The 23,704-nt window shown below is 66.4% G+C and carries 19 protein-coding genes; 6 read left to right on the forward strand and 13 right to left on the reverse strand.

All coding sequences use genetic code 11. The features are described from left to right. The first annotated feature begins 89 nt into the window (after nucleotides 1-89). Nucleotides 90-494 (forward strand): rhodanese-like domain-containing protein, encoded by a 405-nt coding sequence (locus tag QQL87_RS28595; protein ID WP_284422278.1) that lies wholly within the window; start codon nucleotides 90-92, stop codon nucleotides 492-494. Nucleotides 495-732: 238 nt separating this feature from the next. Here QQL87_RS28595 and QQL87_RS28600 read toward each other — a convergent pair whose 3' ends face one another. From QQL87_RS28600 to lepA, 3 genes are all read right to left on the reverse strand, one after another. Further along, a complete protein-coding gene (locus tag QQL87_RS28600; protein WP_284422277.1) occupies nucleotides 733-1,197 on the reverse strand; it encodes a DUF1801 domain-containing protein in 465 nt (154 codons plus the stop codon). A gap of 118 nt (nucleotides 1,198-1,315) precedes the next feature. After that, nucleotides 1,316-3,283, reverse strand: a complete 1,968-nt coding sequence (locus QQL87_RS28605; RefSeq protein ID WP_284422276.1) for a methyl-accepting chemotaxis protein — start codon at nucleotides 3,281-3,283, stop codon at nucleotides 1,316-1,318. Nucleotides 3,284-3,420: 137 nt separating this feature from the next. Further along, the gene (lepA, locus tag QQL87_RS28610; RefSeq protein ID WP_284422275.1) at nucleotides 3,421-5,232 is read right to left on the reverse strand and encodes a translation elongation factor 4; all 1,812 of its coding nucleotides are present in this window, start codon (nucleotides 5,230-5,232) and stop codon (nucleotides 3,421-3,423) included. 116 nt (nucleotides 5,233-5,348) lie between these two features. On the opposite strand from lepA, the gene QQL87_RS28615 reads away from it, so the two are divergent. Then, nucleotides 5,349-6,953 carry a glycosyltransferase family 39 protein gene (locus QQL87_RS28615; protein ID WP_284422274.1) on the forward strand — a complete coding sequence of 535 codons (1,605 nt, stop codon included), beginning with the start codon at nucleotides 5,349-5,351 and terminating at the stop codon, nucleotides 6,951-6,953. Nucleotides 6,954-7,164: 211 nt separating this feature from the next. On the opposite strand, the gene QQL87_RS28620 is transcribed toward QQL87_RS28615, so the two are convergent. From QQL87_RS28620 to QQL87_RS28640, 5 genes are all read right to left on the reverse strand, one after another. After that, nucleotides 7,165-7,494, reverse strand: coding sequence for an HPr family phosphocarrier protein (locus QQL87_RS28620; RefSeq protein WP_284422273.1), 330 nt, complete (start codon nucleotides 7,492-7,494; stop codon nucleotides 7,165-7,167). Continuing rightward, complete coding sequence (locus QQL87_RS28625; protein ID WP_006611446.1) at nucleotides 7,491-7,892, reverse strand: PTS sugar transporter subunit IIA; 402 nt, start codon at nucleotides 7,890-7,892, stop codon at nucleotides 7,491-7,493. The genes QQL87_RS28620 and QQL87_RS28625 overlap by 4 nt, the downstream gene beginning before the upstream one ends. A gap of 204 nt (nucleotides 7,893-8,096) precedes the next feature. Then, nucleotides 8,097-8,549 carry an HPr kinase/phosphorylase gene (locus QQL87_RS28630; protein ID WP_284422272.1) on the reverse strand — a complete coding sequence of 151 codons (453 nt, stop codon included), beginning with the start codon at nucleotides 8,547-8,549 and terminating at the stop codon, nucleotides 8,097-8,099. Beyond that, nucleotides 8,546-10,354: a sensor histidine kinase gene (locus QQL87_RS28635; RefSeq protein WP_284422271.1), complete on the reverse strand. Its 1,809-nt coding sequence runs from the start codon at nucleotides 10,352-10,354 to the stop codon at nucleotides 8,546-8,548. Before QQL87_RS28635 ends, QQL87_RS28630 begins: the two co-directional genes overlap by 4 nt. A gap of 185 nt (nucleotides 10,355-10,539) precedes the next feature. After that, nucleotides 10,540-11,241, reverse strand: a complete 702-nt coding sequence (locus QQL87_RS28640) for a response regulator transcription factor (RefSeq protein WP_006611449.1) — start codon at nucleotides 11,239-11,241, stop codon at nucleotides 10,540-10,542. 216 nt (nucleotides 11,242-11,457) lie between these two features. On the opposite strand from QQL87_RS28640, the gene QQL87_RS28645 reads away from it, so the two are divergent. From QQL87_RS28645 to QQL87_RS28655, 3 genes are all read left to right on the forward strand, one after another. Next, nucleotides 11,458-12,192 (forward strand): HugZ family pyridoxamine 5'-phosphate oxidase, encoded by a 735-nt coding sequence (locus QQL87_RS28645; protein WP_284422269.1) that lies wholly within the window; start codon nucleotides 11,458-11,460, stop codon nucleotides 12,190-12,192. Between the two features lie 406 nt (nucleotides 12,193-12,598). After that, the gene (locus QQL87_RS28650; protein WP_284422268.1) at nucleotides 12,599-15,184 is read left to right on the forward strand and encodes a CHAT domain-containing tetratricopeptide repeat protein; all 2,586 of its coding nucleotides are present in this window, start codon (nucleotides 12,599-12,601) and stop codon (nucleotides 15,182-15,184) included. A gap of 256 nt (nucleotides 15,185-15,440) precedes the next feature. After that, entirely contained in the window at nucleotides 15,441-17,054 is a 1,614-nt protein-coding gene (locus QQL87_RS28655; RefSeq protein WP_284422267.1) for a phosphoenolpyruvate carboxykinase, read from the forward strand. Between the two features lie 241 nt (nucleotides 17,055-17,295). Here the strand turns inward: QQL87_RS28655 and QQL87_RS28660 are convergent, their stop codons facing one another. The 3 genes from QQL87_RS28660 to QQL87_RS28670 form a co-directional block, all read right to left on the reverse strand. Further along, nucleotides 17,296-18,117 (reverse strand): acyl-CoA thioesterase, encoded by an 822-nt coding sequence (locus QQL87_RS28660; protein ID WP_284422266.1) that lies wholly within the window; start codon nucleotides 18,115-18,117, stop codon nucleotides 17,296-17,298. A gap of 198 nt (nucleotides 18,118-18,315) precedes the next feature. Continuing rightward, the gene (locus tag QQL87_RS28665; RefSeq protein WP_284422264.1) at nucleotides 18,316-20,826 is read right to left on the reverse strand and encodes a glycogen/starch/alpha-glucan phosphorylase; all 2,511 of its coding nucleotides are present in this window, start codon (nucleotides 20,824-20,826) and stop codon (nucleotides 18,316-18,318) included. A 149-nt stretch (nucleotides 20,827-20,975) separates the two neighbouring features. Further along, nucleotides 20,976-21,281, reverse strand: coding sequence for a hypothetical protein (locus tag QQL87_RS28670; RefSeq protein WP_284422262.1), 306 nt, complete (start codon nucleotides 21,279-21,281; stop codon nucleotides 20,976-20,978). A 135-nt stretch (nucleotides 21,282-21,416) separates the two neighbouring features. Between QQL87_RS28670 and QQL87_RS28675 the strand changes: the two genes are divergently transcribed. After that, nucleotides 21,417-21,848 (forward strand): hypothetical protein, encoded by a 432-nt coding sequence (locus QQL87_RS28675; protein WP_284422261.1) that lies wholly within the window; start codon nucleotides 21,417-21,419, stop codon nucleotides 21,846-21,848. Nucleotides 21,849-21,990: 142 nt separating this feature from the next. Here the strand turns inward: QQL87_RS28675 and QQL87_RS28680 are convergent, their stop codons facing one another. Beyond that, nucleotides 21,991-22,806: a DUF2865 domain-containing protein gene (locus QQL87_RS28680; protein WP_502871228.1), complete on the reverse strand. Its 816-nt coding sequence runs from the start codon at nucleotides 22,804-22,806 to the stop codon at nucleotides 21,991-21,993. 186 nt (nucleotides 22,807-22,992) lie between these two features. After that, nucleotides 22,993-23,550, reverse strand: coding sequence for an orotate phosphoribosyltransferase (pyrE, locus tag QQL87_RS28685; protein ID WP_284422259.1), 558 nt, complete (start codon nucleotides 23,548-23,550; stop codon nucleotides 22,993-22,995). Between the last annotated feature and the right edge of the window lie 154 nt (nucleotides 23,551-23,704).

The following is a 23,704-nucleotide window of genomic DNA, read 5'->3' on the forward strand; positions in this document are numbered from 1 at the left end:
TACCGGACTTTGTCCGATCCGTCACTTGGGCCGCGTGGCGTCCCGCGCAAGACTGAGCCCGTTCACCTCAACGTCGCAGGGAAAAACCAATGACGACCCACGTCACCGAAGTGCCCGCAGCACCGTCAGCGCAGGCCCTCCAGCATTTCGAGGACATGCTCGCCTTCGAGACCGATTGCTGGGACGTTCACGAGAGCCTCCGCGCGCCCGATCCGGACTTCATCCTGGTGGACGTCCGCGGCCCAGCCTCGTTTGCGAAGGGGCACATTCCCGGCGCCATCAACATTCCGCACCGGACCCTAACGGCCGAGCGGATGGCGGAGCATCCGACGAACAAGGTCTTCGTCGTTTATTGCGCCGGCCCGCATTGCAATGGCGCCAACCGGGCGGCGATCCGCCTCGCGAGCCTGGGGCTGCCGGTCAAGATGATGATCGGCGGCATCACCGGCTGGCTCGACGAGGGCTTTGCACTCGAGCCGGGGTGCTCAGTGTGAGCAGCGCTCGGGGTCAGCCGGTGCAATCGTCAGTCTCGGCAAGCGGCTGGCCGCTACGAATGACGACGGAGGTGCCGAGATCGAGGCCGAGCTGCTTGCGCGCCGAAGGCTGTCACGAAGGCAGAGCTATCCATTCAGCGGCTGCTGGCCCGATGTCGAGATCGGCGCGCTTCGACGTGCTTGGCGTCATGCGGCCACGATCGGTCACGACACGCGCGTCGCCTGACCGGCTGATCAGCTATCTCGTCCCCATCCGGTGCTTGCTGCGGTGATAGGTTAGGGCCAGCGCGATGCAGTGCCGTAGCGCCTCTTCTGGTGGGGCGGCAGATTCATCGAGCAGGATACAACGATTGCCGACATAGGTCAGCTCCGGATAGAGCTCGCGAAAGGTCGCAATGAGATCGGTCTGGCAATGCACATAGAGCGCGTAACGGCCAGGCTCCGACTTGACCCGATCGATTCGGATGGTGCTGCCGCTGCCGGTTTCCGCGGTCAGATAGCTCGGCTGGCCCCATTTAAGAGTCTCTTCCAGAGCGCCGACTCCGGTCGTCGTCCTCGCGGTGTCCAGGATCAGTCGCCGTAGCGCCTCCAGTCGCGCGCGCAGCCGCTTCGGATAGGTCGCGAAGACGGCAGCGACGGCGGCCGGCATGGCCGGCTGCGCGCCAAGCTGACCTTGTCTGGCGCGAGAAGCCGTCGCCAGCATCGATGCCTCCAAATACCAGATGACGGCAGGCTACCACGGGCGTGTGACGATGGCCACGAGAGCGATCAGCGGAAGGCGGGCGGATTGCGACAGGTTTCGCGGGTCCGTCCCTCCGGCGCTACGCTGCCTTGCGCAGGCCGGCCAGGAACGAATCGATGCTGCTGGACAGGTCGGCGGCATGCTTGCCGAGATCGCGCGTGGCGACCATCACGTGCTCGGCGAGCTGGCGCGACTGTTCGGCCGCGCCGCTGGCGCCGACGACGTTCTTCGACACCTCGCTGGTGCCCGAGGCGGCCTGCTGGACGCTGCGCGCGATCTCGCGCGTCGCCGAGCCCTGCTGCTCGACGGCGGCGGCAATGGTGGCGGCGATGCCGCTGATCTCCTGAATGGTGCCGCTGATGCCGCCGATAGCGGCAACGCAGTCGGAGGTCGCGGCCTGGATCGAGGTAACCTGGCCGGCGATCTCCTCGGTGGCCTTCGCGGTCTGGCCAGCCAGCTCCTTGACCTCGGCGGCCACGACGGCGAAGCCACGGCCAGCCTCGCCGGCACGCGCCGCCTCGATGGTGGCGTTGAGCGCCAGCAGGTTGGTCTGGCTCGCGATGGCATCGATCAGGCGCAGCACGTCGCCGATCTTCTCGGCGGCGGCGGCGAGGCTGCCGACCATCTCGGTGGTCTGGCGCGCCTTGACCACGGCGGCATCGGCCACCTTGCTCGAATGCGTCACCTGGCGGCCGATCTCGGTCACCGACGAGGCGAGCTCCTCGGACGCGGCTGCGACCGTCGACACGCCGCTGGACGCTTCCTCGGAGGCAGCGGCCGCCGCCGCAGCCTGCTGCGAGGTGCCGTTGACGCTGACGGTGATCTCCTGGACGACCCGCGCCATGTCCGCGGTGGCCTTGGCCACTGACGAGACCACGCTCTTGACGTCGGCCTCGAAGCGGTCGGCCATCTGCCGCTGCAGCGCCTGCTTGTCGCGCTCGGCGCGTTGTTGCGTGGCCTCCTGCGCCTCGCGCAGGCTCGCGGTCTCGATCATGTTGCGGCGGAACACGTCGACCGCCTGCGCCATGGTGCCCAGCTCGTCCTTGCGCTGGCCGCCGGGGATCGCGACCTCGGTGTCGCCGCTCGACAGCCGGTGCATCACGGCGGTGATCGCGACCAGCGGGCGCGAGATGCCGCGGGCGACGAACAAGGCGATGATGACGGCGAGCAGCAGGATGACGACTGTGCCGATGATGAGCTGCTGCTGCGCGGCGGCGGCGGCGGCCTCATAGGCGGTGGTGTCCTTGATCAGCTCGAGCACGGCGATCGGGTCGCCGGCGTAGTTCCGGATCTGTCCGACGAAGACCGCCGCCGGCCGGCCGTTCAACGTGGCGTCGCGCTGCAGCTGATTGCCCTTGAACGCCGCAAGCACCTCGTCGGAGGTCGCCACGGTGTCGTCGCCGAAGGTCGACGACAGCCGCTTCGGCTGGCCGTCGTTGATCCAGTAGACCGCGAGGTCGATGCCGAAGCGCTGCTTGGCGCGGTCGACGAACTCCTTGCCGAACGCGGCGCCGACATCGACGGTCGCGATCACCTTGCCGTCGCGCATGATCGGCGTCATGCCGAAGATGCCGAGCGACAGCCGGCTCTGCTCGACGCCGGCGATCTGCCGCCCGGTCTGGTTGGCCTGCACCACCGTCAGCCGCCGCTTCGACGTATCGTCGCCGAACACTTTCGGCTCATGCACGCGATAGAAGTTGGTGGCGGGCGGCGCCCACACGTTCACGAGCGGAATGCCCTGCGCCTTCAGCGAGGTCATGGCGCCGCCGAGCAACGCGCCGAGCGCGTCGCGGTCGCCCTTGAGATAGGCGTCGCCGATCGGCGGCAGCGCCGCCAGCGTCGAGCTCACCGCCAGCGCCGCGCGGCCCTCATAGTCGATGCCGGCGGACACGCTGTCGAACTGCAGCTTGAGCTGCTGCTCCAGTGCGAGGCGGGTCAGCGCGCGCTGCTGGATGACGGAGAAGGTGCCGAGCACGGCACAGGCGGCGGCGACGGTGAGCGAAAGCGCGATGATGAGGCGGGCGGAGATCGATCGAAGACGGGACATTCCGGGCATTCCTTGCTTTGCAGCAAGGGTCCCAGAATACCATTAAGGAACAGATACCGTAGTTGTACGGGAGCCCGAACTTGCTCAACCGCGCGCAAAATCAGGCATCGCCTTCAGCCAAGCGAGGCAGCCTTGCCTCAGCTGTCGACCTTGAGGGCGGCGATGAAGGCCTCCTGCGGGATGTCGACCTTGCCGAACTGCCGCATCTTCTTCTTGCCTTCCTTCTGCTTCTCCAGAAGTTTGCGTTTGCGCGTGATGTCGCCGCCGTAGCACTTGGCGGTGACGTCCTTGCGCAGCGCGCGCACGGTCTCGCGCGCGATCACCTTGCCGCCGATCGCCGCCTGGATCGGGATCTGGAACATGTGCGGCGGGATCAGGTCCTTCATCTTCTCGACCATCGCGCGTCCGCGGCCCTCGGCGCGGGTCCGGTGCACCAGCATCGACAGCGCGTCGACCGGCTCGTTGTTGACGAGGATCTGCATCTTGACGAGATCGGCCGGCTTGTAGTCGGTCAAATGATAGTCGAACGAGGCATAGCCCTTGGAGACCGATTTCAGCCGGTCGTAGAAGTCGAACACCACCTCGTTGAGCGGCAGGTCGTATTTGACCATCGCGCGGGCGCCCACATAAGTGAGCTCCTTCTGATTGCCGCGGCGGTCCTGGCACAGCTTCAGCACGCTGCCGAGATATTCGTCCGGCGTCAGGATCGTCGCCTCGATCCAGGGCTCCTGGATCTCCGCGATCTTGACCACGTCGGGCATGTCGACCGGGTTGTGGATCTCGATCTCCTCGCCGTCGGTCAGCTTCATCTTGTAGATGACGCTTGGCGCGGTCGCGATCAAATTGAGATCGAACTCGCGGGAGAGCCGCTCCTGGATGATCTCGAGGTGCAGCAGGCCGAGGAAGCCGCAGCGGAAGCCGAAGCCGAGCGCGGCCGAGGTCTCCATCTCGAACGAGAAGCTGGCGTCGTTCAGCCTGAGCTTGCCCATCGCCGCGCGCAGGGTCTCGAAATCGTCGGCATCGACCGGGAACAGGCCGCAGAACACGACCGGAATCGCCGGCTTGAAGCCCGGCAGCATCTCGGTCACCGGCTTGCGGTCGTCGGTGATGGTGTCGCCGACGCGGGTGTCGGCCACTTCCTTGATCGCGGCGGTGATGAAGCCGATCTCGCCGGGGCCGAGCTCGTCGACCTGGGTCATCTTCGGCGTGAAGAAGCCGACGCGCTCGACGTCATAGGCCGCACCCGTGCCCATCATCCGGACGCGGCTGCCCTTCTTCATCACGCCGTCGACGACGCGGATCAGCACGACGACGCCGAGATAGACGTCGTACCAGCTGTCGACCAGCAGCGCCTTGAGGGTCGCGTCGCGGTCGCCCTTGGGCGGCGGCAGCCGGGTGACGATCGCCTCGAGCACGTCGGGGATGCCGAGGCCGGTCTTGGCCGAGATCATCACGGCGTCGGAGGCGTCGATGCCGATGACGTCCTCGATCTGCTGCTTGATCTTCTCCGGCTCGGCCGCCGGCAGGTCGATCTTGTTGAGGACCGGGACGATCTCGTGGTTGTTGTCGAGCGCCTGGTAGACGTTGGCAAGCGTCTGCGCCTCGACGCCCTGGCTGGCGTCGACCACCAGCAGCGAGCCTTCGCAGGCCGCCAGCGACCGCGACACCTCGTAGGCGAAGTCGACGTGGCCGGGCGTGTCCATCAGGTTGAAGATGTAATCCTTGCCGTCCTTGGCGTGGTAGCGCAGGCGCACGGTCTGCGCCTTGATGGTGATGCCGCGCTCGCGCTCGATGTCCATCGAATCGAGCACCTGCTCCTTGCCCGCCATCTCGCGGTCCGACAGACCGCCCGTCATCTGGATCAGGCGGTCGGCCAAAGTGGACTTGCCATGGTCGATATGGGCGACGATGGAGAAGTTGCGGATGTTGGGAATGGGGACGGTCGTCATGGGTCGCGCAGATAGCATCCCGAGCCCCCAACCAGCAACCATATTGCTGAATTTCCAGGGCCTTTCTTCACGCCAAGCTGATTCCCCGTAGCCCCAAAACAGGCTACCGAGGGCGGATGTCGAGTACCTCTCTGCCGCATTCCGCGCTCCGCCCGCGCAGCCGCCTCGGACCGCAGCGGCTGGCCGCATGGCTGGTCGCCCGCGCCTGCGCGCCTGCGACGTCGTCCTGGGTCGTGATCGGCTTTGCCGTCGTCCACGCCGTGCTGTGGACGGCGATCCTGACCAATCTGAAGGCCGCCCAGGACATCCATATGGATGTCGCCGAGGCCTATGCCTGGGGCAGCCGCCTGCTGTTCGGCTATGGCAAGCATCCGCCGCTGTCGGGCTGGATCGCCGGGCTGTGGTTCAAGGTGTTTCCGGTCAGGGACTGGGCGACCTATGCGCTGGCGATGGCGGTGGACAGCGCCGGGCTCGTCATCATCTGGTTCGCCAGCCTCAAGGTGGTCGACCGTCGGCGGGCCTTCTTCGTCGTGGTCATGGTCGCGCTGTATCCGATCTTCAACTTCAAGGGATTCAAATACAACGCCGATCTGCTCCAGCTGCTGACCTTGCCGCTGCTGATGCTGGCCTATCTCCACGCCTTCGAGAAGCGCAGCGCGGTGTCCGGCGTCTGGCTCGGCCTCGCCGGCGCGGCGGCGCTGCTGACCAAATATTGGGTGCTGACCATGATCGGCGCGATCGGGCTGGCGGCATTGCTGCACCCCGAGCGGCTGCGCTTCCTGGCCTCGCCCGCGCCGTGGGTCGCCATCGCCACGATGCTGGTCGCGATGATTCCGCATTTGGTCTGGCTGTGGAGCGTCGATTTCGTCACCGTCACCTATGCCGGCGACGTCTATACGCTGTCGGATCGCGGCCGCGCCGCCGAGCTGGTGATGGGCTATGTCGGGCACAATGCCGCGCTGCTGGCCCTGCCGGTCGCGCTGGCGGCGCTGGTGCTCGCCTGGCCGCCGCGCTTTGCCTTCGACAACTGGCGCCGCGGGCCCAATCCGGGCGTCAATGGCAGCCAGGCGCTCAATGTGTGGCTGGTGCAGGCGATCGTCGCGGTCGGGCCGCCGCTCGGTGGCCTCGCCCTCACCATCTATATGAAGACCGATTGGGGCATCTCGCTGTTCTTCCTGGTGCCGCTGGCGCTGGTCGCGATCCCGGCGCTGCGGCTGCGGCGGGTCATGCTGCCGCGGCTCGCGGCGGTCTGGCTGGTGCTGTCGCTGCTTACGCTGGCCGCATCGCCCTGGATCGCGCGGCGGGAGATGGCCGCCAATCCGAACGGCGTCACCGGCTATGGCGCGCGGTCGCAGCTCGCCGAGCAGCTGACCAAGGCCTGGCGCGCCCGGTTCGGCTCGGCCTGGCCGCATGTCGCAGGCTTCTCCGAGATGGACACGCCGATGACCTTCTACAGCCCGGACCACCCGCGGCCGTTCACCGTGCCCTATTCGGCGGCGGAGACCTGGGGCTCGGGCCTCAGCTCGCTCGCGGATCTGAAACGTGAGGGCTTCATCGGCGTCTGCGACACCACCGACAACCGGATCGCCGCCTGCGAGGCCTGGATGGCCAAGGAAGCGCCCGGCGCCGAGCCGCTGGTGATGACCACCCAGCGCTTCTTCCACGGCCTGGCGGGCCCTGCAATCGTTTGGAAGGTGTATATTCAGGGCCCGGGGAGGTAACTGGCGCGCAATGTGATTCGAGTCTGTCGCCGGGGAGAGGGTCGTCATTCCGGGGGCAGCCCGAAGGGCTGAGCCCGGAATCCATAACCACAAGCCGTTCTGATGGAGCCCGCTGTTGGACGAACGGCGGCACGAACGCAGCCCCGGGGTTATGGATTCCGGGCCCGCGCCTCTAACGAGGCGCGTCCCGGAATGACGGCGAAGCGAAACCTCACACGCCTTCTTCGTGGAACTTGTCGTTGACCAGGTCGGTGATCGCCTGCAGCGCGGCTTGCGCCTCCGGGCCGGTCGCGGACACCAGGATCTTGGTGCCCGGTGCGGCGGCCAGCATCATCAGGCCCATGATCGAGCGGCCGCCGACGGTCTCGCCGCCGCGCGTCACCCAGACCTCGGCCTGGAACTTCTCGACCATCTGCACGAACTTGGCCGAGGCCCGCGCATGCAGGCCGCGCTTGTTGGTGATGAGGAGCTCGCGCGACAACGCGCCGGCGGGCACGGCCGGGCCGGCGATGTTGTCCTGCGGCGCGTCCTCATCGCTCATTTGCCGGCAAGCACCCGGCTGGCGATGGTGACGTATTTGCGCCCCGCCTCCTGCGCCATGGCGATGGCATCAGGCAGCGAGCGCTCCTCGCGGACCTTGGCGAGCTTGACCAGCATGGGCAGGTTGATGCCCGCGAGCACCTCGACCTTCGGCCGGCTCATGCAGGAGATCGCCAGGTTCGACGGCGTGCCGCCGAACATGTCGGTCAGGATGGCGACACCGTCGCCGGTATCCACACGGTTGACGGCTTCGATGATGTCGCTGCGACAGAGATCGGAATCATCGTCGGCGCCAATCGTAACCGCTTCAATTTGTTTTTGAGGACCCATGACGTGTTCGAGCGCTGCTCGGAACTCGTCGGCGAGGCGCCCATGGGTCACCAGTACCAGGCCAATCATCGGATACTCCTCGCGGGCGCCTTGGGTGCACCGCACGAACGCGCCACTTTGACCATCCGGAGCCCCCGCGCAAGAGGGCATATTCGCGATTCTCCCGGATTCAGGCGGAGGGAAAGGGGAGCTGGCGACGGTCTATCGGGTGGCGATAGTGGGGGTGATATGGTTACCAATTCGCTTCACACAATTGGCCGAAAGATTACCGGGTCATGAACTCTTGGTCGTGGTTAGTGCGGCCACAACCAGGGGGAGGGGCTGGTACCCCTTGCCGACCGGTATCCGCGGCAATTCAATACCGTTTTCATTCCAGGACAGCGCGTGCGGGGGTGGAAGCCGTTCCGCGTCCTCTGCCATCAAATCGACGACGAGGCCGACTCGTGCCTCGGACACGTAGTCGCAGGAGCGGATGCCGAGCCCGCGAATCTCGATCAGGCCGGCCAAAGCGGGGGCAGGGCTGACCCACATTTCTCCGCCACGTGTGGCGAGATGAACACGGTCGTCGCCGACCAGAACGGCCGGCGGGATCTGCCCGGCCCGTCCGGCGAGAATCAGATCGAACGCCAGGCGTGATTTTCCGGAGCCCGAGGGACCGCGGACCAGCACCGCCTGGTCCCCGACCTTGACGGCCGACGCATGGATGCTCGCAGCAGCGGTGGTCACGACGCCGGAAGCCGGACGATGAAGCGGGCGCCGGCCGAGGTCGGATTGCCGTCGGCATCGACCGGGCCGGGCCGATTCTCGGCCCAGATCCGCCCGCCATGGGCGTCGATGATCTGCTTGGAGATCGACAGGCCGAGACCGGAGTTCTGGCCGAAGCCCTGGTGCGGGCGGTCAGTGTAGAAGCGCTCGAAGATGCGCTGCAGGGCATCCTCGCGAATGCCCGGACCGTCATCGTCGACCGTGATCTCGATCTCGGAGCGCACCCGACGGCAGGTGATGCGCACCTTGCCGCCGGCCGCCGAGAACGACTGCGCGTTCGACAGCAGGTTGGAAATCACCTGGCCGAGCCGCGAATCATGGCCGGGCACCGAGAAGGTGTCGCTCGAGCCGCGGCCCTCGAAGCGGACCTCGACGGCGACGTCGGTGCCGAGCTTGGTGGTCTCGTTGGCGACCGAGGTCAGCGTGTTCAGCAGCCGGCGCAGGTCGACCAGGGTCATGTCCTGGCGCTGCAGCTCGGCGTCGAGCCGGCTGGCATCGGAGATGTCGGAGATCAGCCGGTCGAGCCGCTTGACGTCGTGCTCGATCACCGCGAGCAGGCGGGCGCGGCTGTTATCGTTGCGCGCCAGCGGCAGCGTCTCGACCGCCGAGCGCAGCGAGGTCAGCGGGTTCTTGAGCTCATGGGCGACGTCCGCGGCGAACATCTCGATCGCCTCGATGCGGTTGTAGAGCGCGTCGGTCATGTCGCGCAGCGCGCCGGACAGATGGCCGATCTCGTCGCGGCGGCGGGTGAAGTCGGGAATCTCGACACGCGTCTTGATCCGGCGGCGGACGCGCTCGGCGCTGTCGGCGAGGCGGCGGACGGGACCGGCGATGGTGCTGGCGAGCAGCAGCGACAGCACGATCATGACGGCGGAGGCGACGCCGCCGACCTTGAGAATCGCGAGGCGCTCGGCGGTGACCATCTGGTCGATGTCGTCGCCCTGGGTCGACAGCATCAGGGCGCCGTGGATGGTGCGCGAGCGCTGCACCGACACCGCGACCGAGACGATGACCTCGCCGCGCGAGTTGACGCGGACCATGCTACGCTTCTGCCCCTTCAGCGCGTCGGCGACTTCCTCGTAGCCGTTGCCGTTCTCGGGGCTGTATTCGCGGTACAGCGGCAGGTCGCCGCGGTTGAGCCAAGTGCGGACCGAGATCAAGGCGCGCTCCACCAGGCCCGGCTTTTCGCTGGACGGCGGCGGCAGATCGAGGCGCAGCACGTTCTCCAGGTTTCGGCTGTCGAGCAGCAGCCCCCCATTGGGGTCGTAGATGCGCGCGCGCGTCTTGGTCGGCGAGATCAGCGTGCGCAGCACCGGCGCGACGCGTTCCGGATTGATCGGGAAATCGAGCGGCGAATATTCGTCGGGCGCGCCGTAGCTCTCGCCCAGCTTGAGGTCGAGCAGACGATCGGGGTCGATCGTGATGGTGTTGGTCTGCACCGTGGCCGAGGCCGCGATCGCGCCTGCGATGATCTCGGCCTGGACAAGCAGGCTCTGCGCGCGGGCGTCGATCAGGCCGGCGCGGAACTGCGAGAGGTAGAGGATGCTCGCAACCAGCGCGAGCAGGCCGGCGATGTTCAGCGAGACGATGCGGCGGGTCAGGCTCGAGAACGACAGCGCGAACAGGAACTGCCCGGCGCGGCGCAGCCAGCTCAGCGGACGCTGCCAGCCGGACACCTGCGGGGTCTCGTCCGCCACCTCCGCGGCGATCGCGGCTGCGGCGTCCTCAGCGTTCAGTGCCGGATCAGGATGCGTGCGATCGAGCAATGTGAGCGCTCCGATTCCGAACTTGGTGAGGCATGTGCGGCGTGCTCCTGCGAGACCTTAAAATCCGCCGCACCCATCGCCCCATTCCGGCGTCTGCGCTCGACCATGCGCAGGCGTTGCAGTCTAGCCAATCCCGGCTGCGACGTCAGCGCGTAAAATTGCATGACGCCGCGGGAGGCAATGCGTCAGGTTTCCTTGAAGCGATAACCGACGCCGTAGAGGGTCTCGATCATCTCGAACTCCTCGTCGACCATCTTGAACTTCTTGCGCAGGCGCTTGATGTGGCTGTCGATGGTGCGGTCGTCGACATAGACCTGGTCGTCATAGGCCGCGTCCATCAGCGCGTTGCGGCTCTTGACCACGCCCGGGCGCTGCGCCAGGGCCTGCAGGATCAGGAACTCGGTGACGGTCAAGGTGACCGGCTCGTTCTTCCAGGTGCAGGTGTGACGCTCCGGATCCATGCGCAGGAGGCCGCGATCCAGCGCCTTGGCGTCGTTCTCCTTCGGCAGCGCCGTCGGATCCTTCGGCTGCGAGCGGCGCAGCACGGCCTTGACGCGCTCGACCAGGAGGCGTTGCGAGAACGGTTTGCGGATGAAGTCGTCCGCACCCATCTTCAGGCCGAACAGCTCGTCGATCTCCTCGTCCTTGGAGGTGAGGAAGATCACCGGCAGGTCGGACTTCTGGCGCAGCCGCCGCAACGTCTCCATGCCGTCCATGCGCGGCATCTTGATGTCGAGGATGGCAAGGTCAGGCTGACTCGTCCGGAAGCCGTCGAGCGCCGACGCACCATCGGTGTAGGTCATGATGCGATAGCCTTCAGCCTCGAGCGCGATCGAGACGGATGTCAGAATGTTACGGTCGTCATCGACCAAGGCGATTGTGGGCATGAGCCTGCTTTCAGAGTCTGTTTAGCTGAGACAGCGAGAATCGAGCTAAGGGCCGCTTATATGGGCTTCGAACATGGTCAACGAGCAATGCAAGCTGGGCTGAAGTGTGACCGAGTTCCACAAATAGCATGGCAAAGTTTTGTGCCCCGCCCAGGTTTGAGGCTCGTTTAGCCGAAAAAAGGCCTTCATTGCAACAGGTTGAACGAGGGAAAGACGATGCCTCCGAGCTTTAACCCTAACCGCGTCACGCAATCTCTTCTGCGCCGAAGTCGCCAAGGCGCACTTGCCAGCTTGATGACGGGCTCAGGCGATCCCTATTGTTCTCTGGTCAACGTTGCGTCCGCGCCCGATGGTGCTCCGATCATCCTGATCTCGCGTCTGGCGGTGCACACGAAGAACGTGCTCGCGGATTCGCGCGTGTCGCTGATGCTCGATGAGCGCGCACCCGGAGATCCGCTCGAAGGATCGCGGATCATGTTGTCGGGGCACGCCGAGCAGGCGACTGATGAGAACCGCGACATGCTGCGCCGTCGGTATCTCAATGCGCATCCTTCCGCTGCAGACTACGCCGATTTCGCCGACTTCTCGTTCTTCCTCATTCGTCCTGCAGGCACGCATCTCGTTGCCGGCTTCGGCCGCATCGTCGATCTCAAGCCGGAGCAGTTCCTGACCGACGTGTCGGATGCTGCCGATCTCATCGCCTCCGAGCAGGGCGCTGTCGATCACATGAACGAGGATCATCGCGATGCACTCGGCCTCTACGCGACGAAGCTGCTCGGCGCCGAAGCCGCCGAATGGCGCTGCAGCGGCTGCGATCCAGACGGACTCGATCTGATGGCCGACGGCCGGACGTTGCGGCTGGATTTTCCCGAGCGCGTTACCACGCCAGGGAGCCTGCGCAAGATGCTGGTCCGGCTTGCTGATGAGGCCAGGGCGAAAGGCGGCAGCTAATTAGTTTGAGTGTCGCTTCCGCTTGAGTCGATGTCGCGCGGCAAATGCGATGCGCCTCCTCTCGTCGTTCCTCACGAGGTGCGACGAGCTTCGCTCCCGCTGTGACAAATGGGGTGAGGCACACTTGCGGCACGAAGTGCTGCCAATGAGTTGCTCCGTCATGCCCGGGCTTGTCCCGGGCATCCACGTCGTTCCGAGTCCGCCGGACGACGTGGATGGCCGGGACAGGCCCGGCCATGACGAAATGGATCCAGACGAGTGCGATAATTAGAACGTCAGATGCGATTGTCCGGCCGCGTCGAGGCGAGGCAGATCGCGCAAACGGCGGGGTCTGACGAAGATCCGCACTTTGAACGCGACCGCGCGCGGTTGCGACCAAATCTCCGTCCCTGGCGGAGATCTGAGCATGCCCTCCTGCAAGCGCGTGGCAATTGCGTTCGCAGCTATTCTGGCGGGCAGCGCGCTGCTCCATCCAGCCCTCGCGACGGCCGATCTCGCCGCCGAGAGCGGTCGCATCATCGCGCTGAGCCGCGCCGGCAAATATCGCGAGGCGTTGCCGCTGGCGCAGGCGATGGTGGCGAGCCTCGAGGCGACGTCCAACAAGCGCGATCTTGCGGCGGCGCTGACCAATCTCGGCCAGGCGCTGGCCTCGCTCGGCCGCGATGCCGAGGCCGAGCCGAACTACAAGCGCGCGGTGGCGCTCTATGAGACCGCGCTCGGGCTGGACAGCGTCGAGATCGCCCCGGCGCTGAACAATCTGGCAGCGCTGTATCAGCGCCAGCAGCGCTACGCCGAGGCCGAGCCGCTGTTCGCGCGTGCGCTGGCGATCCGCGAGAGGGCGCTCGGAGCCGCCCACCCCGACGTTGGCCAGGCCCTGAACAATCTCGCCACGCTCTACGAACGCCAGGATCGCCATGGCGACGCCGAACCGCTGTTCAGGCGTGCACTCGCGATCTACCGCAAGGCCGCCGGCCCTGACAGCGCGCCGGTCGCAACCCTCCTCAACAATCTCGGCCAGCTCACCAAGAGCGACGGCCGCTATGGCGAGGCGGAGCCGCTGATCCGCCAATCCCTGGCCATTCGTGAGAAGCTGCTCGGCGCCGATCATCCTGATGTTGCGCGCTCGCTCAACAATCTGGCCGATTTGAAGCAGCGTCAGCAGCGTTACGACGAGGCAGAGCCGCTGTTCGTCCGCGCGCTCGCGATCCGCCAGCGGGCGCTGGGGCCGGATCATCCGGATGCGGTGACGGCGCTGAACAATCTCGCCGGACTCTACCAGGCTGCGGGACGCATCCCGGATGCGCTGCCGCTGGTCGATCGCGCCATTCAGCGCGGCCAGGCGCAGCCGAAGGTGGCGCTGCCGGTGCTGTTTGCGGCCGGGCGCGACGGCAGCCTGGCGGCGGGGAAGGCGTTTGACGGCGCCATCGATGTGATCCAGCGCAGCGCCCAGTCGCAGGCTGCGGCCGCGGTCGACAAGCTCGCCGTCCGGCTCGCCGCCGGCAATGATCGCCTCGCCGAGCTGGTGCGCAAGGATCAGGATCTCGCGGCGGAAGGCGACACGCTCGACAAGAGTGTTATTGCCGCGGTGTCGCGCCCTGCGGCACAGCGTGATCTCTCCGCCGAGAAGCGCGACAAGGCACGGCTGGCGACCGTCACGGCCGAGCGCGCCGACCTGCGCGCTACCCTGGCGCGGGAGTTTCCGGAGTTTGCGGCGCTGTCGAATCCGGCGCCGATGAGCCTTGCTGAGATCCAGCCGCAACTGGCCGAGGACGAGGCGCTGGTCGCCTACGCGGTGCTCGACCACAGCGCCTTCGTGCTGGCGATCACGCGCGATCGCTTCGAGTGGTATCAGATCCCGCGCGGCGCCGATGCGCTCGCGCGCGACGTCATGCGATTCCGCCATGGTCTTTCCCCGGGGGTGGCGACCGAAAACGCCGCGACGTCCGATCTGTTCGACCTTGCCGTTGCCAATGAGCTCTACGCGTCCCTGCTGGCGCCGGCGGAAGCGCTGACGAAGGACAAGCGCAGCCTCTTGATCGTGCCGTCGGGCGCGCTGACCGCGCTGCCGTTCCATCTGCTGGTGACGGCGCCGCCGGCCCGAGCCGTCCCCGACAGCATGACCGGTTACCGCGATGCGGCCTGGCTGTTGCGACGGCAGGCGGTCGCGGTGCTGCCATCGCTCGGCAGCCTCAAGGCGCTGCGCGGCCAGGCCCGCAGCGACCGCGGCGGCAGGCCCATGATCGGCTTCGGTGATCCCGTGTTCGATCCTGCCGCCGCCGGCGTGTCCCGTGGAGGCGCCGGGAAGCAGGCCGCGCGCAGCATCGCGACGCTGGCGTACACGGACTTCTGGCGCGGTGCAGGCGTCGACCGCGCTCAGCTCGCACGCGCGCTTCCTCGGCTGCCCGATACCGCCGACGAGCTGAACGCGGTCGCGGGCGATCTCGGCGTGGCCTCCTCGGACCTCCACCTCGGCAACGACGCCAGCGAGACCACCGTCAAGCGCGCGCCGCTGGCGGACTACCGGATCGTGTATTTCGCGACCCATGGCCTCGTGGCCGGCGACGTCAAAGGTATCGCCGAGCCGTCGCTTGCGCTCAGCATTCCTGCGGTCCCGTCGGCGCTCGACGATGGGCTGCTGACGGCCAGCGAAGTCGCGCAGCTGAAGCTCAGGGCCGATTTCGTCGTGCTGTCGGCCTGCAACACCATCGCAGGTGACAGGCCGGGCGCGGAGGCGCTGTCGGGTCTCGCGCGGGCGTTCTTCTATGCCGGCGCGCGGGCGCTGTTGGTGACGCATTGGGCCGTCGATTCGGCCGCCGCGACGCGGCTGATGACCGACACGTTTCACCGGCTGAAGGATCGTCCGACCATGGGACGCAGCGAGGCTCTTCGACAAGCGATGCTGGCGCTCCTCGATGACCAATCTTCGCTTGGCAATGCGTATCCTTCGGTTTGGGCGCCGTTCGTGCTGCTCGGCGAAACCGAAGTGCGCTGATATATCTGTTGCGTTGCAGCATGCACGGGACTGCATGCCGATTGCTGCTCTGCTGAGCAAATGTGCGCATAAAATGAGTGACGCGCATCAGCCGCCGGCAATAACCAATTCGATCGGATCGTCTTGGCAAGACCGGCGTTGATCAGTATTAGGTCGGCGACCGCGCTTTGGTAAGGCGATGTAAACGGTAACGGTCACCGCGCAACGCGCCACGAATTTCGCGCGCAACTGGTGCGGGCTCTCAGGAGGGTTCTTCGTGCAAGAGACGGGTATTCGCAACGGTGCCTTCGGTGCCGACAAGTTCGGCTTAAAGAATCTCAAGCAGCTGCATTGGAATCTCGGCGCTCCCCAGCTCTATCAATATTCGCTGGCGGCGGGCGAGGCGGTGCTGTCGGCCGATGGGGCGCTGTGCGCGGATACTGGCGAATTCACCGGTCGCAGCCCGAAGGACAAGTTCACGGTCCGCGACGCCTCCACCGAGAAGATGTGGTGGGCCGGCAACCAGGCGATCACGCCCGAGCAGTTCGAGGCGCTGTATCAGGACTTCATCAAGCACGCCGAAGGCAAGAGCCTGTTCGCGCAGGATCTCTATGGCGGCGCCGATCCGAGCTTCCGGATCAAGACGCGCGTCTTCACCGAACTCGCCTGGCATTCGCTGTTCATCCGCACCCTGCTGATCCGTCCGCAGGCGATCGAGCTCGACACCTTCGTGCCGGAGCTCACGATCATCGACATGCCGAGCTTCCGCGCCGACCCGAGCCGTCACGGCGTGCGCTCGCAGAACGTCGTCGCGATCGATTTCGCCCGCAAGATCGTCCTGATCGGCGGGTCCTATTATGCCGGAGAGATGAAGAAGAGCGTGTTCACCACGCTCAACTACTACCTGCCGGAGCGCGGCGTGATGCCGATGCACTGCTCGGCCAATGTCGGCCCGAAGGGCGACACCGCGATCTTCTTCGGCCTGTCCGGCACCGGCAAGACGACGCTGTCGGCCGATCCGAACCGCACCCTGATCGGCGACGATGAGCACGGCTGGGGTCCGTCCGGCGTGTTCAACTTCGAGGGCGGCTGCTACGCCAAATGCATCAAGCTGTCGCAGGAAGCCGAGCCGCAGATCTTTGCGGCGTCGACCCGCTTCGGCGCCGTGCTGGAGAACGTGGTGCTCGACGAGGACAGCCGCGTTCCCGATTTCGACGACGGCTCCAAGACCGAGAACACCCGCTCGGCCTATCCGCTCGACTACATCCCGAACGCCTCGCGCACCGGCCGCGCGCCGCATCCGAAGAACGTCGTGATGCTCGCCGCCGACGCTTTCGGCGTGCTGCCGCCGATCGCAAAGCTGTCGCCGGCGCAGGCAATGTATCACTTCCTGTCCGGCTACACCGCCAAGGTCGCGGGCACCGAGCGTGGCCTCGGCAACGAGCCGCAGCCGGAATTCTCGACCTGCTTCGGCTCGCCGTTCCTGCCGCTCGATCCCTCCGTCTACGGCAATATGCTGCGGCAGCTGATCGCCGACCACAATGTCGACTGCTGGCTGGTCAACACCGGCTGGACCGGCGGCAAGTACGGCACCGGCTCGCGCATGCCGATCAAGGTGACGCGCGCGCTGCTGACCGCGGCGCTCGATGGCAGCTTGCGCAACGTCGAATTCCGCACCGACAAGTATTTCGGCTTCGCGGTGCCGACCGCGCTGCCGGGCGTGCCGAGCGAGATCCTCGATCCGGTTAACACCTGGAAGGACAAGGCCGAGTTCGACAAGACCGCGCGTGCGCTGGTCGGCATGTTCCAGAAGAACTTTGCAAAGTTCGAAGCCCAGGTCGACGCCGACGTCCGCGCCGCCGCGCCGGACCTGAAGCTGGCCGCGGAGTAGGCTGGCTCGCTTTTCCGGGTCAGCCGCATTGCGACTGACCCTTCGCCTATCCGCCAACGCGGAGCGGCCGAGGTCGCGCCACACCCACCGCTGTCGTCCCGGCGAACGCCGGGACCCATAACCACAGGACGGCGTGGTGAGTCGTGCAGGTAGCTCCAGCCTTCGCCAAATTCGATACGGTGGCTATGGGTCCCGGCTCAAGGCCGGGACGACACCGAGGTTGTTGAAGCGCCCTGGGCCTTCACGCCTTGAAATACGCAATCTGCGTCGTCGTCGCGAGCAGGCGGCCGGATGGTGACCACAGCTCGCCGTGCTGGTCCTGATAGCTGCGGTTGAACACCTTGGCGTCCGCGGTTGCCAGCACATGCGTGATGTCCTCCGCCGCCAGCTCCTCGCGGCTGACGTGGAAATACGTCGTCAGTGACACCGTGCCGAACGGCACCAGCTCGCCGCGGGCATGGAAGACGCGGCCGAAAAACGCATCCGACATCGACAGCAGCGACAGGCAGTCGAGCGTGCGCGGCTTGCGGTCGGAGATCCACAGGCGCGAATAGCTGCTGTGCGGCTCGCCCGACGACGAGGCGCCGAACGCCGGGCGGCCCGCGATGAAGCGGAAATCGTACTGCTTGGTCCAAGACATGTTGGTGTCGGGATGACGCTTGACCTGCTCGAACGGCGGCGCGTCGGGCTTCGTCGCCGGCTGGTGCGACCAGGACGGCCGCCGCTCGGCGAACACCGCGGTGGCGAGCGTCGCCGCGTCGGCATCGCCCTGGCTCAGCTCGACGCACCAGTGCTGCGACGAGCGGTTGGCCTTTACCAGCCGCACGTCGAGATCGAACGGTCCTTCTGCAATGGGCGCGCAATAGTTCACCGTGAGCGCCAGCGGATCGCCCTGGATTTGCGGATGCTCGACAAGCGCGCGCAGCACGGTCGCCGCGGTGGCGCCGCCGAACGGCCCGACGAAGGCCCAGTAGTCCGGGCTGGTCCGCCCCTGCCAGCGGCTGTCACCGGCAGTGACGCGGGTGGCGTCGTCGAACAAATGGCTTGGCGGCGTCTCGGTCATGCGTTGCTCCTGACGATCATCGTATGATGGCCGTCAGGAGAAACGCAATGCAGGTGCTGACAATGGCGTACCCTGCCAGCCAGCTACTCCGTCATGCCCGGGCCCGTCCCGGGCATCCACGCGGTTCCCAGGATGCCGAACGACGTGGATGGCCGGGACAAGCCCGGCCATGACGACCAACTAAGTACCTATCGTCCCTCACGCCCGCTTGGCTTGCGCCGGCGCCGTGGCGAGCGGGCCGACCGGGACGTTCCAGATGTCGTCGGCATATTCGCGGATGGTGCGGTCGGAGGAGAACCACGCCATGCGTGCGACGTTGAGGATCGAGGCCCGGGTCCAGTCCGGCTCGGACTGCCAGCGTGCATCGACGCCGCGCTGGGCCTGATAGTACGAATCGAAATCGGCTGAGACCATGTAGTGGTCAAGATGGCGCAGCGCGTGGGCGATCGGCTCGAACCGGCCGGGCTCGCCCGGCGAGAATGCGCCCGTGGCGATGGCGTCGATGGCGCGCGCCAGCCGCGGCGAGCGGCGGATCACGTCGCTCGCGTCCAGCCCCTGCTTGCGGCGGAGCATGACGTCGCCGGCCTCCATGCCGAAGATCGCGATGTTCTCGGGGCCGACATTGTCGCGGATCTCGATATTGGCGCCGTCCAGCGTGCCGATGGTGATGGCGCCGTTGAGCGCCAGCTTCATGTTGCCGGTGCCGGACGCCTCCATGCCGGCGGTCGAGATCTGCTCGGACAGGTCGGCCGCGGGAATGATCGTTTCCGCCAGGCTGACATTGTAGTCGGCCATGAACACGACCTTCAGCTTGCCGCCGATATCGGGATCGTTGTTGACCACCTCGGCGACGTCGTTGATCAGCTTGATGATCAGCTTGGCGTAGCGATAGCTCGCCGCCGCCTTGCCGGCGAAGATCTTGACCCGCGGCACCCAGTTGGCCTGCGGGTCGTCCTTGATGTCCTGATACAGCGCGACCGCCTCGAGAATGTTGAGCAGCTGCCGCTTGTATTCGTGGATGCGCTTGATCTGCACGTCGAACAGCGCGTTCGGGTCGAGCCGCACGTTCATGCGCTCGCCGATCAGCCGCGCCAGCTGCACCTTGTTGTGGTGCTTCACGGCACGGAACTTCTGATGGAAGGCGCTGTCGGTGACGTAGCTCTCGAGGCTCGCAAGCAGCGTCGGATCATCGACGATGGCGTCGCCGCAGGCCTCGCGCAGCAGGGTGGTCAGCTTGGGATTGGCGAGCGTCAGCCAGCGGCGGAAGGTGATGCCGTTGGTCTTGTTGGTGATGCGGCCGGGATAGAGATGGTTGAGATCGTGGAACACGGTCTCCTTCATCAGATCCGAATGCATCGCCGAGACGCCGTTGATGCGGTGCGAGCCGACGAAGGCGAGCTGGCCCATGCGGACGCGGCGGCCGCTCTTCTCGTCGATCAGGGACACCGAGGCGCGGTAGTCGATGTCGCCGGGCGCGCGCTGGTCGGCGAGCGCCAGGTGCTGCGCGTTGATGCGGTAGATGATCTCCAGATGCCGCGGCAGGAGTCGCTCGAACAATTCGACCGGCCAGGTCTCAAGCGCCTCCGGCAGCAGCGTGTGGTTGGTGTAGGACAGGGTCGCGACGGTGATCTTCCAGGCCTCGTCCCAGCGGAAATTATGCAGGTCGACCAGGATGCGCATCAGCTCGGCCACTGCGAGCGAAGGATGCGTATCGTTGAGCTGCACGGCCGCCTTCTGCGACAGGCTGCGCAGCTGGCCGTCGGAGCCGAGATGGCGCTTGACCAGATCCTGCAGCGAGGCCGAGACGAAGAAATATTCCTGGCGCAGCCGCAGCTCGCGTCCCGCCGGGCTCTCGTCGTTCGGATACAGGAACTTGCAGATCGCTTCCGCCCGCGCTTCCTCGGCCGAGGCGCCGAGATAGTCCCCGGAATTGAACACGTCGAGCTTGAGCGGGTCGGGCGAGCGCGCCGACCACAGCCGCAGCGCATTCACATGCTGGCCGCGCCAGCCGACGATCGGCGTGTCATAGGCGACCGCCTGCACGGTCTCGCCGGGATGCCAGACCGCGCGCGCGCGGCCCTTGTCGTCGACATGCTCGACGCCGCCGCCGAAATGGACATGGTAGACCACCTCGGGGCGCTGGAATTCCCAGGGGTTGCCGAACGACAGCCAGACGTCGGGATATTCGTGCTGCCAGCCGTCGAGGATGACCTGGCGGAACAGGCCGAAATCATAGCGGATGCCGTAGCCGATCGCCGGGATCTGCAACGTCGACATGCTCTCCATGAAGCAGGCCGCGAGCCGCCCCAGGCCGCCATTGCCGAGCGCGGCATCCGGCTCGCATTTGCGCAAATCCATCAGGCCGACGCCGAGATCGCCGAGCGCGGTCTCGAACACCTTCATCAGCCCCATGTTGTTGAGCGCGTCGGTGAAGAGACGGCCGATCAGGAATTCGAGGCTGAGATAGTAGACGCGCTTGCGCCCGGCATCGTAGCTCTCCTTGTCGGCGGTCAGCCAGCGATGCACGATCCGGTCGCGCAAGGTCAGCGCCGCGGCGTGGTACCAGTCCTGCTGCGTCGCCTGGCTCGCTTCCTTGCCGATCGTCAGCCGAAGCTTGGCCAGGACGTCGTTCTTGATCTCCGCAACCGCCAATTCGTCGACGGGCTGGCCGGTGCTTACGAAGCTGCGCTGGGACGGCTGATCTGTCACCTTGGAAAACCTGTGATGCTACGAGGAACCAGGAAAAAGCATACGATGGTTGGGCGCGGATCGAAACCCGGGCAAGGGCGGCCCCGCACAGGTCGATGACCGAAAATTATGCAAAGTTCGGGCCGGGTTCCGCGAGTCGAATGGGGGCATCATGCTGCAGGTGCACACGGCTCCCTTGGGTCATCCCGACGGGCCGGGATCGAGAATCGCGAGCCGAAGCGGGCGCAGAACCGTTCCTCGATCCGCCGGCGCCACGCAGGTTCCAGCTCCGGGTCCATGCCTTCGGCCAGCAGCACGGCGTTGGCGAATTCTCGCGCACCCAGTGCCTGTCCTCCGCACAGCAGGGCATCCGCCGTCAGGCGAGTGCAGAAGCCGAGGTCGACGCACAGCTCCCGCAGGAGAAAGCCAAGGCGCTTGCGATCGGCGGCGTCTGCTTTCGGGGTCGGAGGCTGCATCGGCGGCGACACGTCCTGAGGAGGGGATGGACAATCGATGAGGAACAAATTAAGAACAATTTAGCACGCGATCGTTATCTCTATTGCGATTCGATCCGCTCACACCCCGGCATCAGTGCATCACGCGAGGACGCCATGTCCACCATCGCCTTCGATCCCCTGGCCCTGACCCGCATTGCCGATTTTGCGCGCACCCTGACGCGGCTGCACAAGATGGCGCGGCGGCGGGCCGTCGACGACGACCAGATCGACCGCGCGTTCAACGCGGTCTGCATGTCGGTCTGGGGCTACACGACAGACGACATCTCGGACGACCTGTTCTCCGCCACCGACCACACCTTTCTCGACGGCCTGGACGAAGCGCGGGCGCGCATCTTTGCCGCCGAGCAGGGCTATGACCTGGTCGATGACGAGGGCATGCTGACCGACTGGTGGGGCTTCTGCTGGATGATCCTCGCCGAGAAGCGCGGCCTGCTGACGCCGGACAACCGCGCCGCCGCGCGCGCGGCGATCGAGGACAAATATCTGACCGCCCCGAACGTCATCGGCGTCATCGTCGGGCGCTAGTTCTGGCAGTCGTTTGGGCCGTCGCGCCGGGGCGTACGAGCCGCTCTTCTGAAATCCCGCTGCCGAGGTGCGGAAGCAGTCCAGCATGATGGCGGGGTTGCACGCCGGCGCACTCTTGTGCGCCGTGGCGCACGGCCCGTGCTCAGTCCACATCCGCCTGTTTCACCCGGCTCCTGGCCGGCTTTGGCGCGATGGTCATCGGCGGCGCGGTGCTGACATTGACGTCAGCCGGCAGGGCCATCGCCTGTGCATCGGCGCCGATCATGTCGGCGCGCACCGGCGCCACCTTCATCTCGCCGAGCCGCGCCCGCGTATCCGCGTTCAGCCCGGGATAGGACGCCACCGGCTTGAAATCCGCCGGCTGGCCGCCGCTGCCGCGCGTGCCGGAATAGGCGACAAGCCCGTCGCTGGTCGCGACCACGTCGCCGGGGCGCAGCGAGGTGTCGAGCGACAGGTCGACCGGCGCCAGCCCGGCCGGATCGCGGCCGTTGCAGGTGCAGTCGGCGCGCAGCGCCTGGCGATAGGCGAACGCGGTCTCGCTGTCGGCATAGCGTTCGCCGTTCGCAGCGGTGGCGTAATCGATGTTGGAGCCGAAATAGACCTTGGTCGGGCTGGCCGGGCAGAACGCCTGGCACATTTGCACCGGCGAGGCGAGGCCGCGCGTCAGCGGAAAGTAGCGGCCGTCGCAGCTGCGCACGCAGAACGCCGCGCCCGATCCGCTCGACGTCACACGCGGCTGCGCCGGGGCCTGCGGATTGGTGCCGAACGGATCGGCGAAGAAGCCGCCCTGCGTCGCCGGCCGCTGCGCCTGCGGCTTGTTGAAGCCGCCGAACAGCAGATCGAACAGGCCCTGGGCCCGTGCCATCTGCGGCGCCAGCGCGCCGGCCGCGACGAGGCCGATGGTGCCCGCGACCACCATGCGGCAGGCTGTCCGACCCAACGACGACACGCTACGCAACGCCCGACTCCATCGCCAACAGGTTCACCGCAAAGCCTCGAGTGGACGCGGCCTGCGTCCCGCCGATCATGTACGATCGAAAGGGCCATGCCCCAAAGCATGGCGCCATCTGCTTTGCAGTAACCTTAACGGGCGTTGGTAAATGAGCGGTGTGCGCGGCGGTGAAATGCGCCGCGCGCGCGCGCCTCAGAGGAATTCGCGCGCCTTGTACAGCGCCTGGAACGGCAGGCCCGCCGCCGCGAAGGCCTCCGCGGCGCCTTCCTCGCGGTCGACCATGGTGAACACCAGCGCCACCTCGGCGCCGGACTCGCGCAAGGTCTCGACCGCCTTCATCGCCGAGCCGCCGGTGGTGGTGACGTCCTCGACCACGACGATGCGCTTGCCGGCCAGGGTCTCGTCGCGGGTCAGGCCCTCGATGGCGAGCTTCGCGCCATGCTCCTTCGGCTTCTTGCGCACGAAGAAGGCCGCGATCGGGTGGCCCTTGATCCACGAGATCTGGGCGATCGCGCCGGCCAGCGGCACCGCGCCCATCTCCAGCCCGCCGATATAGTCGTAGCCGTCGTCCTTCAGCGCCTCATAGGTGAGCTCGGCGAGCAGCGTGGCGCCCTCCGGGTCCATCATGGTCGGCTTCAGGTTGAAATAGAAATCGCTCTTGCGGCCGGAGGCCAGCGTGACCTCGCCACGGCCGAACGAGCGCCTGCGGATGATCTCGAGGAGGCGGGCGCGGGAGGCGGATTTGGACACGGCGTTTTCCCCTGAGGGTCGGTTCTTGGGTGGATTCTTGGGTGGCGCAATCTATCGGGCTCGGACGCCGGAGGCCAGCGGCCACGGCGTCCCATCAACAACGCTACGTTTGGAGCGGCGCGCAGTTTCGAGCTAATGGGGGAGCGACCCAGCA

Origin of the sequence: Bradyrhizobium sp. SSBR45G, assembly GCF_030159255.1 — a bacterium.
Taxonomy (GTDB): domain Bacteria; phylum Pseudomonadota; class Alphaproteobacteria; order Rhizobiales; family Xanthobacteraceae; genus Bradyrhizobium.

Bases quoted from the DNA above. Each gene is read 5' to 3' on its own strand.
- QQL87_RS28595 (WP_284422278.1), top strand. From the start codon at position 90: ATGACGACCCACGTCACCGAAGTGCCCGCAGCACCGTCAGCGCAGGCC.
- QQL87_RS28600 (WP_284422277.1), bottom strand. From the start codon at position 1,197: ATGCTGGCGACGGCTTCTCGCGCCAGACAAGGTCAGCTTGGCGCGCAG.
- QQL87_RS28605 (WP_284422276.1), bottom strand. From the start codon at position 3,283: ATGTCCCGTCTTCGATCGATCTCCGCCCGCCTCATCATCGCGCTTTCG.
- lepA (WP_284422275.1), bottom strand. From the start codon at position 5,232: ATGACGACCGTCCCCATTCCCAACATCCGCAACTTCTCCATCGTCGCC.
- QQL87_RS28615 (WP_284422274.1), top strand. From the start codon at position 5,349: ATGTCGAGTACCTCTCTGCCGCATTCCGCGCTCCGCCCGCGCAGCCGC.
- QQL87_RS28620 (WP_284422273.1), bottom strand. From the start codon at position 7,494: ATGAGCGATGAGGACGCGCCGCAGGACAACATCGCCGGCCCGGCCGTG.
- QQL87_RS28625 (WP_006611446.1), bottom strand. From the start codon at position 7,892: ATGATTGGCCTGGTACTGGTGACCCATGGGCGCCTCGCCGACGAGTTC.
- QQL87_RS28640 (WP_006611449.1), bottom strand. From the start codon at position 11,241: ATGCCCACAATCGCCTTGGTCGATGACGACCGTAACATTCTGACATCC.
- QQL87_RS28645 (WP_284422269.1), top strand. From the start codon at position 11,458: ATGCCTCCGAGCTTTAACCCTAACCGCGTCACGCAATCTCTTCTGCGC.
- QQL87_RS28650 (WP_284422268.1), top strand. From the start codon at position 12,599: ATGCCCTCCTGCAAGCGCGTGGCAATTGCGTTCGCAGCTATTCTGGCG.
- QQL87_RS28660 (WP_284422266.1), bottom strand. From the start codon at position 18,117: ATGACCGAGACGCCGCCAAGCCATTTGTTCGACGACGCCACCCGCGTC.
- QQL87_RS28670 (WP_284422262.1), bottom strand. From the start codon at position 21,281: ATGCAGCCTCCGACCCCGAAAGCAGACGCCGCCGATCGCAAGCGCCTT.
- QQL87_RS28675 (WP_284422261.1), top strand. From the start codon at position 21,417: ATGTCCACCATCGCCTTCGATCCCCTGGCCCTGACCCGCATTGCCGAT.